Annotated in this window: 12 protein-coding genes and 1 tRNA gene; 3 read left to right on the plus strand and 10 right to left on the minus strand. The window is 68.3% G+C overall.

Features of this window, described 5'->3' with window-relative positions:
• Positions 1 to 146 precede the first annotated feature (146 nt).
• From dnaA to HNP60_RS01330, 8 genes are all read right to left on the minus strand, one after another.
• Positions 147 to 1,541, minus strand: coding sequence for a chromosomal replication initiator protein DnaA (gene dnaA / locus HNP60_RS01295; protein WP_260394596.1), 1,395 nt, complete (start codon positions 1,539 to 1,541; stop codon positions 147 to 149).
• Between the two features lie 511 nt (positions 1,542 to 2,052).
• Positions 2,053 to 3,402, minus strand: a complete 1,350-nt coding sequence (locus HNP60_RS01300; RefSeq protein WP_184149226.1) for an efflux transporter outer membrane subunit — start codon at positions 3,400 to 3,402, stop codon at positions 2,053 to 2,055.
• Positions 3,403 to 3,501: 99 nt separating this feature from the next.
• Positions 3,502 to 4,614 carry an ABC transporter permease gene (locus HNP60_RS01305; RefSeq protein WP_184149229.1) on the minus strand — a complete coding sequence of 371 codons (1,113 nt, stop codon included), beginning with the start codon at positions 4,612 to 4,614 and terminating at the stop codon, positions 3,502 to 3,504.
• On the minus strand, positions 4,611 to 5,789 hold the full coding sequence (locus HNP60_RS01310) for an ABC transporter permease (RefSeq protein ID WP_221414656.1): 1,179 nt from the start codon (positions 5,787 to 5,789) through the stop codon (positions 4,611 to 4,613). The genes HNP60_RS01305 and HNP60_RS01310 overlap by 4 nt, the downstream gene beginning before the upstream one ends.
• The gene (locus HNP60_RS01315; RefSeq protein ID WP_476712838.1) at positions 5,786 to 7,585 is read right to left on the minus strand and encodes an ATP-binding cassette domain-containing protein; all 1,800 of its coding nucleotides are present in this window, start codon (positions 7,583 to 7,585) and stop codon (positions 5,786 to 5,788) included. Before HNP60_RS01315 ends, HNP60_RS01310 begins: the two co-directional genes overlap by 4 nt.
• Before the next feature lie 60 nt (positions 7,586 to 7,645).
• Positions 7,646 to 8,647: a secretion protein HlyD gene (gene hlyD, locus HNP60_RS01320; protein WP_184149230.1), complete on the minus strand. Its 1,002-nt coding sequence runs from the start codon at positions 8,645 to 8,647 to the stop codon at positions 7,646 to 7,648.
• A gap of 4 nt (positions 8,648 to 8,651) precedes the next feature.
• Positions 8,652 to 9,326, minus strand: coding sequence for a CerR family C-terminal domain-containing protein (locus HNP60_RS01325; RefSeq protein ID WP_184149233.1), 675 nt, complete (start codon positions 9,324 to 9,326; stop codon positions 8,652 to 8,654).
• 170 nt (positions 9,327 to 9,496) lie between these two features.
• Entirely contained in the window at positions 9,497 to 9,649 is a 153-nt protein-coding gene (locus tag HNP60_RS01330) for a hypothetical protein (protein ID WP_184149236.1), read from the minus strand.
• A gap of 113 nt (positions 9,650 to 9,762) precedes the next feature.
• Between HNP60_RS01330 and HNP60_RS01335 the strand changes: the two genes are divergently transcribed.
• A tRNA-Thr gene (locus HNP60_RS01335) sits at positions 9,763 to 9,837 on the plus strand.
• Positions 9,838 to 10,010: 173 nt separating this feature from the next.
• On the opposite strand, the gene HNP60_RS01340 is transcribed toward HNP60_RS01335, so the two are convergent.
• Both HNP60_RS01340 and HNP60_RS01345 read right to left on the minus strand, forming a co-directional pair.
• A complete protein-coding gene (locus HNP60_RS01340; protein WP_184149239.1) occupies positions 10,011 to 10,454 on the minus strand; it encodes an EF-hand domain-containing protein in 444 nt (147 codons plus the stop codon).
• 14 nt (positions 10,455 to 10,468) lie between these two features.
• Positions 10,469 to 11,044 (minus strand): hypothetical protein, encoded by a 576-nt coding sequence (locus HNP60_RS01345; protein WP_184051456.1) that lies wholly within the window; start codon positions 11,042 to 11,044, stop codon positions 10,469 to 10,471.
• 134 nt (positions 11,045 to 11,178) lie between these two features.
• Here HNP60_RS01345 and HNP60_RS01350 point away from each other — a divergent pair, with 134 nt between their 5' ends.
• Both HNP60_RS01350 and HNP60_RS01355 read left to right on the plus strand, forming a co-directional pair.
• Positions 11,179 to 11,931, plus strand: coding sequence for a response regulator (locus HNP60_RS01350; RefSeq protein ID WP_184149242.1), 753 nt, complete (start codon positions 11,179 to 11,181; stop codon positions 11,929 to 11,931).
• A 1-nt stretch (position 11,932) separates the two neighbouring features.
• Positions 11,933 to 13,297, plus strand: coding sequence for a sensor histidine kinase (locus HNP60_RS01355; RefSeq protein ID WP_184149245.1), 1,365 nt, complete (start codon positions 11,933 to 11,935; stop codon positions 13,295 to 13,297).
• Positions 13,298 to 13,311 lie beyond the last annotated feature (14 nt).

Raw genomic sequence — 13,311 nt, forward strand, 5'->3', positions numbered from 1 at the left:
TGGAAATCGCTCTTCGCCACGGCTCCGCGAATCAGCCTGTCCGGCCCTGGCGGCGCGCCCAGGCGTGCTTCGGACCGGCCTCAGCCCGATCGATCCGCACCGTGCAGATCGCAGCGCAGGCCGCCAAGCCTGCGCCTGTTCGGGTGTCAGCCCTCGAGCTGCTTCTGCAGGGCCCGGATGTCGGCATCCATTTCGGGATTGTCGAGCCGCATCGCCTCGATCGTGCGCACGGCATGGATCACCGTGCTGTGATCGCGCCCGCCAAACACCCGGCCGATCTCCGGCAGCGAGCGCAGGGTGAGCTTCTTGGCGAGATACATGGCGACCTGCCGGGGCCGGGCGACCGCCCGTGCGCGCCGATGCGAGCGCATCTCGGATGCGTCGATGCGATAATGCGCCGCGCAGACTTTCTGGATCTCGTCGATGGTGATGCGCCGGTTGCTGGCCCGCAGCGCTTCGGCGAGCATGGTCTGCGCCAGCTCGACGGTGATCGCCTTGTCGACCAGCTGCGCATAAGCGACGAGCTTGTTGAATGCGCCTTCCAGCTCGCGGATACTGGTGCGGATGGAGCGGGCGAGCAGCGCGATCACATCGTCCGGAACCGTGATCGGCGCGACCGCATCGCGCCGTGCCGCGAGGATCTTCAGCCGCAGGTCAAGGCTGGCCGGCTGGATATCGGCCACCAGGCCCCCGGCGAAGCGGGAGAGAATCCGGGGGTCGACGGCGCCGAGCTGCTGCGGGGGCCGGTCGGCGGCAATGGCGATGCGCGCCCCCGAATCGATGAGATCGTTGAGCGTGTGGAGGAATTCCTCCTGCGTCGGCCCCTTGCCCGCGATGAACTGAATGTCGTCGACCAGCAGCATGCGCGCCGCGCGCAGCCGCGCCTTGAACGAAAAGGTGTCGTTGGCGCGGATCGCCGCCACGAACTCGTTCATGAAGCGCTCGGCCGACATGTAGAGGATCGCGCCTTGGGGCGCGGCGCGTCCCTCTTCGCTCAGCGCGGCGCCATAGGCGCCCGCGATCGCGTGCAGCAAATGAGTCTTGCCGAAGCCCGTGGGGCCATGGATGAACAGCGGATTGAAGTGCGGCTTGCCGGGCTCGGCCATCGCTTTCGCGGCCGAACAGGCGAGCATGTTGCTCTCGTCCGTCATGAAGCTCGCAAAATCGTGCCGCGGCTCGAAATGAGCGGTCCGCGTCGTCGCGGCGGCGCTCTGCACGGCAGTGCTCGTGGCCGCCTGCTTGGTGCGGACGGGGAGCACCACGCGCTCGGCGGCTTCACGCGCCCGGACGATGCGAATGTCCCGCACGACCGGCTGCGTCGTGCGCCAGGCAAGGCCCAGATGAGACGCGAAGTTGCTCGAAACGTAGCTGGCGGAAAACTCCGTCGGCGCTTCCAGGTCGAGCGTCCCCGAGAGGGTGCAGAAAGCGCCCAGACGCAGGGGCTTGATCCACTGGTCGAACTGGCGGACACCGATGGCCCGTCTCAGTCCGGCACGCACATCCGACCAGCCTTGCTCCAGATGCTCGCGCGCGGGAGGCATATCGTGCGTTCCGCCTGCGTCCATCCCCTCCATTACCCCTTCATATCGTTGCTGGCCTACATTCTGCCCCATGTCCGTGACCGCCCCTTAAAGCTCGTTCTCGCCTCGATCGTCTCCCATGCGATGGGCACAGGAATGCCGCCACGGGAATTGCCCTTCCCGCGCGCGAGGCCCAATCTCGATCGCTGTGACAGGAGCCGCGAGTCGGGCCCTGCCGGAGGAAGGGTTCTGACAGTCCCCCCGGGCCCGATCAAGGGCAGCACATGTCAAAAATCTGAAATAAAACGCTTGACCAAGGATTCCTCAGGCATACGCGAGATGCCCATGCAATCCTTTGATTTTACGACATTTTTTCAATTCGTCGCAGAGCGGTCAGGGGGCATGTCAGGCGCGAATCGCGGTGAATCCTGCATTCCCTGTTTTGGCGGCCGAACAACGCCTGCGACGCATCGCAAGCACCGGGTCACGCCGTCGTGCCGCCCCCTCCCGGCGGCCGTGCCGCGCATCGCCGTCAGGGCTGCCTCGAGGCCGAATCGACTGCGTCCGAGTCGAATTCCCAGCCGCCGCCCAGTGCCTTGTGAAGCGCGATCGCCGCTTCCGTGGCTTCCGCCTGCGCAGCGGCTTGCGCCCGCTCCGCCGTGACCAGAGCGAGCTCGGCGCGGGCCTGCGTCAGCCGGTCGTCTTCCCCGACCGCGACGCGCCGCATGGCCAGCGCATGGGCCGCGCGCTCGCGCGCCGCGGCCGATCGCGCTGCGGTGAGCGCGACGAGGCTACGATCGAACCGGTTGATCGCCGCTTCGCTGTCCGCCAGCGCGCCGATCACCGCGGCATCGTAGCGCGCCGCGGCCGCCTGCGCGCGCGCATCGGCGGCCCGCACCATTGCGCGGGCGCGGCCGCCATTGAAGATCGGCCAGAGCAGGCTCGGCCCCGCCTGCAGCCGCGTGCTTCCCTCATCGGCAAGGTCCGCGACGCTCCGCGCCTGCTGGCCGAGGGCAAGGCCGAGCGACAGGCGCGGGAACAGGTCGGCTTTGGCAACGCCGATGTCCGCCGTCGCCGCCGCCAGCTCGCGTTCCGCCGACAGGATATCCGGGCGACGACGCAGCAGTTCGGACGGCAGGCCGGCGGCAATCGCCCCGGGCGGCGCCGGAATGGCCCCGGGCGCTTCCAGCCGGTCGAGCAACTCGGCGGGCGGCTTGCCGGCGAGCACGGCCACGCGCAGCGCCGCCGCGCGCACGGCCGCCTGCGCACCTGCCAGCGATGCGCGCGCTGCATCCGCTTCGCCCTGAATGCGATTGGCATCGATGGCGCCTGCCTCGCCATGGGCCGCGCGCAGGGCGATCAGGTCGGCAAGCGCAGTGCGCGCCGCCAGGGTCTCCCGCGCCGTTGCGAGGTCCGACTGGGCGAGGCGCAGGTCGACATAGGCCCGCGCCAGCTCCGCCACCAGTTGCAGCCGTGTGCCTTCCACGGAGAGCGCGGCGGCCTGCGCGCGCGCCTGCGCCGCCTGGTTCTCGCGCGCCTGCCGCCCCCACAGATCAATTTCCCAGCTCGCATCGAAACCGAGGTCGAACAGGCCGAAGTCGCGCGCGAAGCCGGGGATCTGGCCGACCGGCATCTGGCCGTTCTCGCTTAGCACCACTTGATTGGCGCTCGCGCTGCCATTGACTTGCGGCAGGCGGCCACCACGCACCGCATCGCGATTGGCGCGCGCCTCTGCCAGCCGTGCCTGCGCCACGCGCAGATCGGGATTGTCGGCCAGCATCTCCTCGATCAGCGCATCGAGCATCGGATCGTGCAGGTCCCGCCACCATGCCGCGGCCGTGACAGGGCCCGCGCCGGCCCGCGCCGGCCCATTGGTCGGCAATGCGCGGCGCCGGCGCGCGATAATCGGGCCCCATGACGCAGCCAGCCAGCATCAGCGGCAGGAGCAGAGTTAGGGAGACGGTGCGGGCATGCATGGACATCACTCCATTCGGGCGCGGAACAGCCAGACGGCCGCGCCGAGCGTGACGCAGGCGATCAGCGCCATCGGCCAGGTCTGGGAAAAGACGACGGACGCGGGCATGGCCTTGAGGAACAGGCCCTGCACGATGATGAGGAAGTAGCGGATCGGGTCCGCATAAGTGACGATCTGCAGCCAATCCGGCATGTTGTCGATGGGCGCTGCATAGCCGGAGAGCAGCATCAGCGGCACGGTCACCACGAACGAGCCGAGAAAGGCCTGCTGCTGGGTCATCGAGGCCGAGGAGACCAGCAGGCCCATGCCGATGAGCGCGAGCTGGTAAACCGCCATGGAAAGAATGAAGAGCAGGAAGGAGCCGCTGAACGGCACGCCGAAGCCGAACCGCGCGACCAGCAGGAACAGGATGCCGTTGAACAGCCCGACCAGCATCGGCGGCACCATCATGCCGATGAGGATCTCGTGCGCGCGCAGCGGCGAGACCATGAGCTGGTCGAACGTCCCCAGTTCGCGTTCGCGCGCCACGGCCTGGGAGGTGATGGCGATGCCGGCGATGGAAACGATGATCGCCACCAGCGAAGGCAGAGTGAACCACATGAAATCGAGGCTGGGATTGTACCAGTGCGTGACGTCGCTGCCCCCACCCCGGGCGGCCATGCGTGGGGACAGCTCCGCGCCATAGTCGGCGACGATGCGGCTCACATAGCCCCCGAGGATCTGCGCGGCATTGGATCGTCGCCCGTCAAGCACGAGGCCGACCGTCGCGCTCTCCCCACGGGCGAGCTTCTGGTCGAAATCGCTTTCGATGACGAGGGCGGCCAGCACCTTCTGGTCGTCGATCGCCGCTTCCATCGCCTGGAAGGACGGCAGCACGATCACGTCCCGGAACTGGGGGCTGGCGGCGATGCGCTGGACAAGCTCCTGCGCATGGGCACCGTTGGACCTGTCGACAAGGCCGATGTCGACATTCTTGACGTCGAGGGTCGTGGCGAAAGTGAAGATCAGGAGCTGGATGAGCGGCGGCAGGATCAGCACCATGCGCGACTTGGGATCGCGCAGCAGCGCCCAGATCTCCTTGACCGTCATGGCCTTCAGCCGGGTAAGGCGGCCGCTCATGCGTCGAGACTCCGCCGCGTCGCCCGGAAGCAGAGCAGGAAGAAGAGGACGCCGAAGCCCAGCATGATGGCGATGTTGGGCAGGATGATCGACCAGACGTCGCCGGCCATGAACACCGTCTGCAGCGAGGGGATCAGGTAGCGCGCCGGCACCGCATAAGTGAGCGCCTGGATGGGCCAGGGCATGGAAGCGATCTCGAAGATGAAGCCGGAGAGCAGGAAGGTCGGCAGGAAGGATGAGAAGAGCGCCATCTGGCTTGCTACGAACTGGTTCTTCGTCGTGGCCGAGATGAACAGACCAAGGCCCAGCGCCGGCAGCAGGAACGCCGCGGCAATGGCCATCAACGCGACAATCGAGCCCCGGAACGGCAGGCCGAAGAAGGCGACGGCGATCAGCGTGCACAGCGCCATGGAGCCAAGGCCGAGCAGGAAATAGGGCAGCACCTTGGACGCGACGAATTCTGCCATCCGCATCGGCGTCGCCATCAGCGCTTCCATCGTGCCACGCTCCCACTCGCGTGCGACGACGAGCGCGGTGAGCAGCGTGCCGATCATCGTCATCACCACGGCGATGGCACCGGGCACCAGGAAGAAGCGGCTGTGCAGGCCGGGATTGAACCACACACGCTGCGAGACATCGATGGGCGGTCCGGCGCCGCGCATGCCCGCCATGTCCATTTCGCTCGCCATCCAGTTCATCCGCACGCCATCGGCATAATTGGCGATGAAGGTCGCCTGGTTGGGCTGGGTGCCGTCGGTGACGATCTGGATCGGATGCGGGGCCCCTTTCGCCATGCTTGCGCCGAAGTCGGGAGGAATCACGACGAAGCCGCGGATCGCGTCCCGCTCCATGAGCGCGCGCGCGGGCGCGACGCCGCGCAGCAGCGTGACGCTGAAATAAGGCGAATGGACATAGGCCTGCGCCAGCCGCGCGGCCGGGGCGCTCTCGTCCTGCACCACCAGGGCGATTTTCGTCTCGCGCGGGTCGAGCGAGATGGCATAGCCGAAGAGGAAGAGCAGCAGCAGCGGCATGGCGAAGGCGATCAGGAACGTTGAAGGGTCCCGCCGGATCTGCGCATATTCCTTGATGACCAGCGCGCGCATGCGCCGGCTCGCGCTGCCGCGCGGCGCGGGCGCCGGCTCGCCGGACGGGGGCGGGAGGGCGCTGTCGCTCATGCCGCTTTCTCCGTGCCGTCTTCGTCGCGATGGGCGTCCGAGGCTTCGATGAGCGCGATGAAGGCATCTTCCATCGTCGGGTCCGGCCGGCCGGTCAGCACGGCCGTCTGCTGCTTGAGCGCATCGGGCGGGCCGCTCGCGATCTGCCGGGAGCGATAGATCAGGGTCACCTGATCGCAATATTCCGCCTCGTCCATGAAATGGGTCGTGACCAGCACCGTGACGCCCCGGCGGACGAGCCCGTTGATATGCGTCCAGAATTCCCGGCGCATGACGGGATCGACACCCGAGGTCGGCTCGTCGAGGAACAGCACCGGCGGCTCGTGCATCACCGCGCAGGCGAGCGCGAGCCGCTGCTTGAACCCGAGCGGCAGGGTGCCGGCATTGCGGCGCAGATGATCGCCCAGTTCGAAGATGTCCGTTACGCGCTCGATCGCCGCGCGCGCCCGGCTGCCGGAAAGATCATAGGCCCCCGCGAAGAAGTCGAGATTCTGGGCCACGGAGAGGTCGCCATAGAGCGAGAATTTCTGCGCCATGTAACCCAGTGAGGCACGGGCCTGCGCAGCGGCTCGGCGCAGATCATGGCCGGCGACGGACCCGCTGCCCTCGCTCGGCGTCAGCAGGCCGCAAAGCATCTTGAAGGTCGTCGACTTGCCGGCGCCGTTGGGGCCGAGGAGGCCGAAGGTCTGGCCGCGCGGCACGGTGAAGCTCACGTCCTTGGCGGCGGTGAAATCGCCGAAGCGCCGCGTGAGGCCTTTCGCCTCGATGGCAGGCGCATCGCTCGGCGGGATCTCGCGATAGGCCTGGGCCAGCGCGCTCGTCCCTTTCGGCCCGCCGCCGAGCTGTTCGATGAACCCGTCCTCGAAGCGGGCGGGCGTGGGCTCCACGTTCGTGTCCGGCCCGAGGTTGAGCGCGGCGGCGTCGGGGACTGCGTGGCCCTGCCCGATCAGCAGGCGAATGGCCCGGCCCTGCAACGTGCCGTCGACCACATCGGGCCTGTCGAGCGCCTTCGTCAGTGCCTCGCGCCGCCGGTCTGAAAAGCCGGTGACACGGATCACCCGGTCCGCGATCGAATCCGTCAGCGTGGCGGGCGGACCGGAGAAGATCAGGCGGCCCTCGTTCAGCAGGTACACATGGTCGCACAGCTCGGCTTCGTCGAGATAGGCCGTGGACCAGAGCACGCCGATGCCTTCGCTGGTCAGCTCCGCCACCATGGCCCAGAGTTCGCGCCGGCTGATCGGGTCCACGCCCACGCCCGGCTCGTCGAGCAGCAGCAGTGGCGGCGTGCTCACCAGCGCGCAGGCGAGGCCGAGCTTCTGCTTCATGCCGCCCGAGAGCTTACCCGCCGGGCGCGTTTGAAAGCGCGCGAGATCAGTGAATGTGAGCAGCCGCTCGAACACCGCGCCCTGTTCGGAACGCGGCAGGCCGCGCAACTCGGCATAGAGGACGAGATTCTCCCGGACGGTCAGGTCTTCGTAGAGGCCGAAACGCTGCGGCATGTAGCCGATCGAATCGAGGCGTTCGACAGGCGGTCCGCCCAGGATCGAGACCGCGCCTTCGTCCGGTTTCATGAGGCCTGCCAGGATGCGGATGAGCGTGGTCTTGCCCGCTCCGTCCGGCCCCACCAGTCCGGTCACTTGGCCCGGCGCGATGGTGAGGCTTACGCCCTCCAGCGCGGCGGGGCCGGTGCCGAAGCGCTTGACGATGTCGCGGACCAGCGCGACCGGCGCGCTGGCGTCTCTGGGAGTGGCGGCGGCGGTCATGCCAGTCGGCTGCGCGCCGGACGGCGATGCCACCGCCCGCGCGCCTGCTCGCTGCGCCAATCCCGGATGGGCCATGACATGGAGGGCATGACCTTAGTTCGCTTTCGCGTTCGGCCCGGTGATCTCCACCGTCACCGGCTGTCCCTGGCGCAGCTTGCCATCCGGATCCTCCACGATGATGCGCAGGCGATAGACAAGGTCCGTGCGCAGGTCGCTGGTCTCCACCGTCTTGGGCGTGAACTCCGCGCGCGGCGAGATATAGCCGATCGTGCCGGTATAGCGCTTGGGGTTGCCGTCCGCCGTGACGGCAACCTTCATGCCGGGCGCCACGCGGCTGAGCTGCTTCTCGCCCACATAGGCGCGCACGCGCAACGGCCGATCGATGGCGAGCGTGAAGACCGTTTCCCCGGGCGCAACGATGGCCCCCGGCTCGCGCGCACGCGTGATCACCGTGCCGTCGACGCTGGCGGTGAGCCGCGTATCACCAAAGTCGGTGCCGACACCTGCCCGCGCGGCCTGCGCTGCCTGCAATGCGGCCTGCGCGGCTTCGATGTCTTCGCGGCGCGGCCCCGTGCGGACGAGCGAGAGCGCTGCCTGCGCTTCGCCAAGCTGCGCCCGCGCGCGATCCCGGGCGGCGACGGTCGCGTCCCAGACATCGCGGCTGATCGCGCCGGGCTCGACCAGCGGCGCGCGACGGGCATAATCGCGCTCGGCTGCGTCGGCGGCGGACTTCGCCGCGGTGAACCGCGCCTGCGCCTGCGCGACGTCCTCGGCGCGGCTGCCACGCTGCAGCTTGAGAAGTTCGGCGCGGGCCTGCGCGACCTGCGCTTCCGCCTGCGCCACTGCGCTGTCGATCGAGGCACGGTCGAGTTCGGCGAGCAGATCGCCCCGCTTCACGCGCGCGCCTTCCTCCACCGGTATTTCCGCGATGCGCCCGCCCACCCGAAAACCGAGATCGACCTCGCGGATATCGACATTGCCGTAGAGCAGGAGCGGGCCATCACCGCGTTCGAACAGGCCGAAGCCGCGCGTTACAAGCGCTGCGATCAACAGGGCGGCAATGGCGACGAGGATGATCAGGCGCTTGCGGTTCATGGCATCAGCTCTCCATGAGCAGGGTTCGGGCGGAGCGACGGACGCTCGCAATCAGCATGTCCGCCGTCTCGGGATCGATGTCCTCGGCCTCCATGGTCCGCGCCACGCAGGCGCGCGCGATGCGCAGCACCAGCGCCATGCCGAGGCAATGGAGGACGAGGGCGCGCCGGGCCTGTTCGTCCAGCGATGGCCGGGCAAGGGCGAGCAGTCCCACGGCGGTTTCCAGCACAGGTGCCATCACCCGCGCATATATCCGCTCGAAAGCCTCGGTGGGCCGCTGCTGCTCGCGCACCACGAATTGCGAGAAGCGCTCGGATTGCGGCGCCAGCATGAACCGCGCGAAGTTTTCCAGCAGCGCCAGAAGCGCCGTCCGCGCCGACTCCGCGTCAGCGGGCGGATGCGCGCGGATCTGGTCGAGCAAGGGCGCATGCACGGCGCCGATCTGCTCGGCCACATGGTCGGCACAGGCCAGATACAGGCCTTCCTTGCCACCGAAATGATATGTGATCGATGACATCGCCGTGCCGGATGCCCGCGCGATCTCGCGCGTGCTCGCGCCCGCGAACCCGGCGCAGGCGAACTGCTGGATCGCCGCCTCGATGATTCGCAGGGATACGAGGCTGCCGTCCTGACCGGCACGGTCCTGAGCCGGGCGGTCGGTGGCCGTGACGGACGGCATTCCTGGCGCCGAACTGGCCAGGCCAGCCGCGCTCCCCTGAACACTCGCGCTGGCGAGTCCGGGAGAATCGGGGAGAGGCGTCAGGGAAGAGCCCATGCAAAATTACTGTTCGATCGAACGAACATTGTCAAGCGGAGCTTCTCCTTCGCCCGATTTGCCAGGCCTCGCCGTCAGTTCACTGGATCGTTGTCCCCCGGCGCTGGCTGCTCCGGTCCGCCTGTCAGGCCGCCTGCCCGCTCGCGCGCCTGCCCCTTGCGGCGGCGAAGATTGTTTCGCAGCGCCCGCGCCAGTCGCTGCTGCCGGTCTTCCTTGCTCTCGCTCATGCACCGCGCCTACCGAATCCCGGCCGTGCACCGCAAGTCGCCTTGACAAGAGCCGTACCGCAGGGCCATAGGCGCGACCTTGCTGACGCGGGGCACCCTCCGCGTACGGTCGTGCTGCCGTAGCTCAGTGGTAGAGCGCATCCTTGGTAAGGCTGAGGTCGTGAGTTCAATCCTCACCGGCAGCACCATCATTTCCTGATCGATCATTTCCCCGTTGGGGGGCTCCGCGGGGCTCTCGCTGCCGCAATCCGTCGACGCCGCGCTTTCGCGGCTCTTCGGTGCGAACCTAACCTTCATATGCGATGATCTGCCGGCGGCACCCAGGTTGGGGGGCGGACGGGTGCCGCCGGCAGGGGCGCCCTTAGCGGGCGCGCCGGGCGGCGGCTTCCTTGCGGAATGCCGCCAGCTCTGTCGGGTCGACCACGCCGTCACCATTGGAATCGGCGCGATCGAACACGGGCATGGGGGCCTTCTGGAACTCCTCGCGCGTCACGCGTCCGTCGCGATTGGCGTCCATCTGCTCCATGAGCTGCGCGATGCGTTCGCCGATCTGGCGGCGCGCCAGCATGCCGCCGGACTTGTCGTCGTCATTGATGACGCCATCGCCATTGCGATCCAGCCGCTCGAACATCTGCATTCGCGCTTTCTGATATTCGGCCCGGGTGATGCGTCCGTCGCCATTGGCGTCCGCACGCTCGAGCAACTGGCCGGGGTCACGCTGCGGCTGGGCATGGGCCGCGCCGGCCAGGGCTGCCATGCAGCCGGAAAGCGCGAGCGCCATGATGGGGGTGAGGGAAAGTTTCATGATCTGGGCCATCCTCAATCGCGCCGGGAGTAAGTGCGCGTACTGCTCACCGCACGCCCGGAGCCGGTTGCGGCGTTGCGGTCGACGGTGACCGAGTCGCCGTTCACCGAGACGTCGCGTGTCGCCGAATAGCTTCGGCCGCTGGACGTAGCGCCGCTCCGCGTGCGCGTGTAGCCATCGTCCGTCCGGTAGATCGTGCTCCAGCCTGACTGGCTGTTCCCCGCGGGGCCCGTGCGATCGCGCTGGACGCTTACGGAGCCGTCGCCATTGCGCACGAGCGAGCTGTCGCGCGACATGCCGGTGCCATTGGCATAGCGCCTATCGACGCTGTTGGTCACGGCGCCGTCGCCCCATTGGGTGGAGCGGGTCTGGCCGTAACCGCGCCCGCCATAGGTGGCCGCGCCGCGCGTCACCTGCGTGGAGCCGGGCTGGCGGGACACATGGCGGCCGGCCACATAGCCCCCACCATAAGGGCCCTGGGCCCTCACGATCCGGCCGTGCTCACGCGCTTCGGCCGGCGCAGCGACAAGGGCGCCGGCGCCACCGGCCGCCAGCATCGCAAATGCCGGAATGATCGCAGATCTGAACATGAATAATCTCCTGCATGGATGAGGCACCCTTCATCCCCCGCCCCGGTAAGCCGGCCATGAACCCATGGTGAGGAACGGCAACGAAGTGTAACAGCCGCCGATTCGGTCTTGAGATGCGCTCGCCATCCGGTGACATGAAGCGCATGACCCGTGCCGAGCCCGCTGCGGAACGCACTTTCATCGCCCTTGTCGAGGATGACGAGGACATCAGCGAACTGGTGAGCGATCTGCTTGTCCGGGAAGGCTTCGAGGTGGGTGCCTGCCGCTCAGGCGCCGAGCTGGACCGGCTCAAGGACCGACGCCGGGTGGATCTGGTGCTGCTGGACCTCATGCTCCCCGGCGAGGACGGCCTGTCCATCTGCCGCCGCCTCCATGCCGCGGCGCTGCGCATCCCTGTCATCATGATCACGGCCAAGGGTGACGATATCGATCGCATCCTCGGGCTGGAGATCGGGGCCGATGATTATCTGCCCAAGCCCTTCAATCCGCGCGAGCTCATTGCGCGCATCCGCGCGGTCCTGCGCCGGACGCGCGAGGCGCACCGGCCATCCCCCGTGGCCGGCCGATGGTATCGCTTCGCCGGGTGGAACCTGGACGCCGGCTCGCGGCTGCTGCGCGACCCCGGAGGCGAGGCCGTGGAACTGACCGGGGGCGAGTTCGATCTCCTGATCGCCCTGCTTGATCATCCCCAGCGCGTGCTGACGCGCGACCAGCTGCTCGACTGGACGCGGGGCCGCGATGCCGGCCCCTATGACCGCACGATCGACGTGCAGCTGAGCCGCCTGCGCCGCAAGCTCGGCGACGATCCACGCAGCCCGGTGATGATCCGCACCGTGCGCGGCGGCGGCTATCTGTTCGCGCCCGCGGTCGAAACCGGCGGCGCCTGAGATGGGGCGGATCACCGGCAGCCTGCTGTTTCGCATCGCAGCGCTATTCCTGCTTGGCCTTCTCGCGCTGCAGATGACGATCCTGCTCGCGGCGATGTGGCCCGACGGGCGGCCTATCATGTTCCGCCTGATCGCGCCGGAAGATGCTCGCGAGATCGCGGAAGCGATCGAACAGGCGCCCCCGGCACTCCGTCCCGCGATCGTGGCGGCCGCGAGCACCGGCCCGACCAGCGTTGAGCTTCTTCCGTACTTTCCCGAGGAAAACGGCGCCGGCGCGCGCGAGGGTGAGGCCCGCCCGGCGCCATGGCTCGAAGAGCGATTTCGCCGCTATGCCGAGGCGCTGAGCGGCCGGCCGCTCCGGGTCCAGGCGCGCGAGGGCACCATCTTTTCCTGGAACCGCCGGCCCGGCGAGCCGCCGCGCGGGCCGATCCGCGTCCTCATTGGCTTGCGCAGTGGCGAAGTGCTGGCCATCGAGCGCGCCCCGCTCGCCCTCCAGCAGCTGGCCTCGCGCTATCTCCTCGTCGGGCTGGTGGCCGGCGCAGTGCTGCTGCTCATTCTGTTGACCCTGCTCTGGCAGGTGGTGCGGCCGGTCGCCCGGCTCGCGCAGGCGACCACGGCCTTTCGCGAGGATATCGCGGCGCCGGACATCGTGCCGGGCGGCGCACGGGAAGTCCGCATCCTGGGCGAGGCCTTCAACGCCATGAAGCAGCGGATCGGCGCGCTGGTGGGGGAGCGCACCCGCATGCTGGCGGCCATCGCGCATGATCTGCGAACCTGCCTTACCCGCTTGCGGCTGCGGGCCGACCATATCCCCGAAGACCGGCAGCGCATGCGCGCCGTCAATGATATCGAGGAAATGAGCCGGCTGCTGGAGGACATCCTGCTTTTCGCCCGTGCAGAGACGGGCCCGCCGGCGCAGGACCAGATCATCGACGCCCGGGCGGAAGCGCTCGCTTATGTGGAGCTGCGTCAGGAGACGGGAGACGAGATCAGCTTCTCGGCGGCAGAGCAGGCCATGCCCTGCCGGTGCGCGCCGCTCGCCTTCCGTCGCATTCTCGCCAATCTGCTCGACAACGCGATCCGCTACGGCGCGCGCGCGCATGTGTCGCTGCGCCAGGAAGACACGAGCATCGCCGTTGTGGTGACGGACGAAGGCGCAGGCGTGCCGGAGGATATGATCGCGCAGATCACTGCGCCGTTCGAGCGGCTGGAACAATCGCGCGGCCGTCACGGCGGCGGAGTCGGCCTTGGTCTTTCGATCGTGAAGGCGCTGGCCGAAAGCCATGGGGGCAGCCTGACGCTGGAAAGCCCGGGCGACTGCGGTCTTCAGGCAACGGTCAGACTACCGGCGGCGGCCGGAGGATGAGAAGCGCCAGGATG

Origin of the sequence: Sphingobium lignivorans, from assembly GCF_014203955.1 — a bacterium.
GTDB classification, from domain to species: Bacteria; Pseudomonadota; Alphaproteobacteria; order Sphingomonadales; family Sphingomonadaceae; genus Sphingobium; species Sphingobium lignivorans.

Excerpts from the sequence above, each read along its gene's own strand:
- HNP60_RS01305 (WP_184149229.1), bottom strand. The coding sequence starts at position 4,614 with ATGAGCGGCCGCCTTACCCGGCTGAAGGCCATGACGGTCAAGGAGATC.
- hlyD (WP_184149230.1), bottom strand. The coding sequence starts at position 8,647 with ATGAACCGCAAGCGCCTGATCATCCTCGTCGCCATTGCCGCCCTGTTG.
- HNP60_RS01325 (WP_184149233.1), bottom strand. The coding sequence starts at position 9,326 with ATGCCGTCCGTCACGGCCACCGACCGCCCGGCTCAGGACCGTGCCGGT.
- HNP60_RS01355 (WP_184149245.1), top strand. The coding sequence starts at position 11,933 with ATGGGGCGGATCACCGGCAGCCTGCTGTTTCGCATCGCAGCGCTATTC.
- dnaA (WP_260394596.1), bottom strand. The coding sequence starts at position 1,541 with ATGCCTCCCGCGCGCGAGCATCTGGAGCAAGGCTGGTCGGATGTGCGT.
- HNP60_RS01310 (WP_221414656.1), bottom strand. The coding sequence starts at position 5,789 with ATGAGCGACAGCGCCCTCCCGCCCCCGTCCGGCGAGCCGGCGCCCGCG.
- HNP60_RS01350 (WP_184149242.1), top strand. The coding sequence starts at position 11,179 with ATGAAGCGCATGACCCGTGCCGAGCCCGCTGCGGAACGCACTTTCATC.
- HNP60_RS01340 (WP_184149239.1), bottom strand. The coding sequence starts at position 10,454 with ATGAAACTTTCCCTCACCCCCATCATGGCGCTCGCGCTTTCCGGCTGC.
- HNP60_RS01330 (WP_184149236.1), bottom strand. The coding sequence starts at position 9,649 with ATGAGCGAGAGCAAGGAAGACCGGCAGCAGCGACTGGCGCGGGCGCTG.
- HNP60_RS01345 (WP_184051456.1), bottom strand. The coding sequence starts at position 11,044 with ATGTTCAGATCTGCGATCATTCCGGCATTTGCGATGCTGGCGGCCGGT.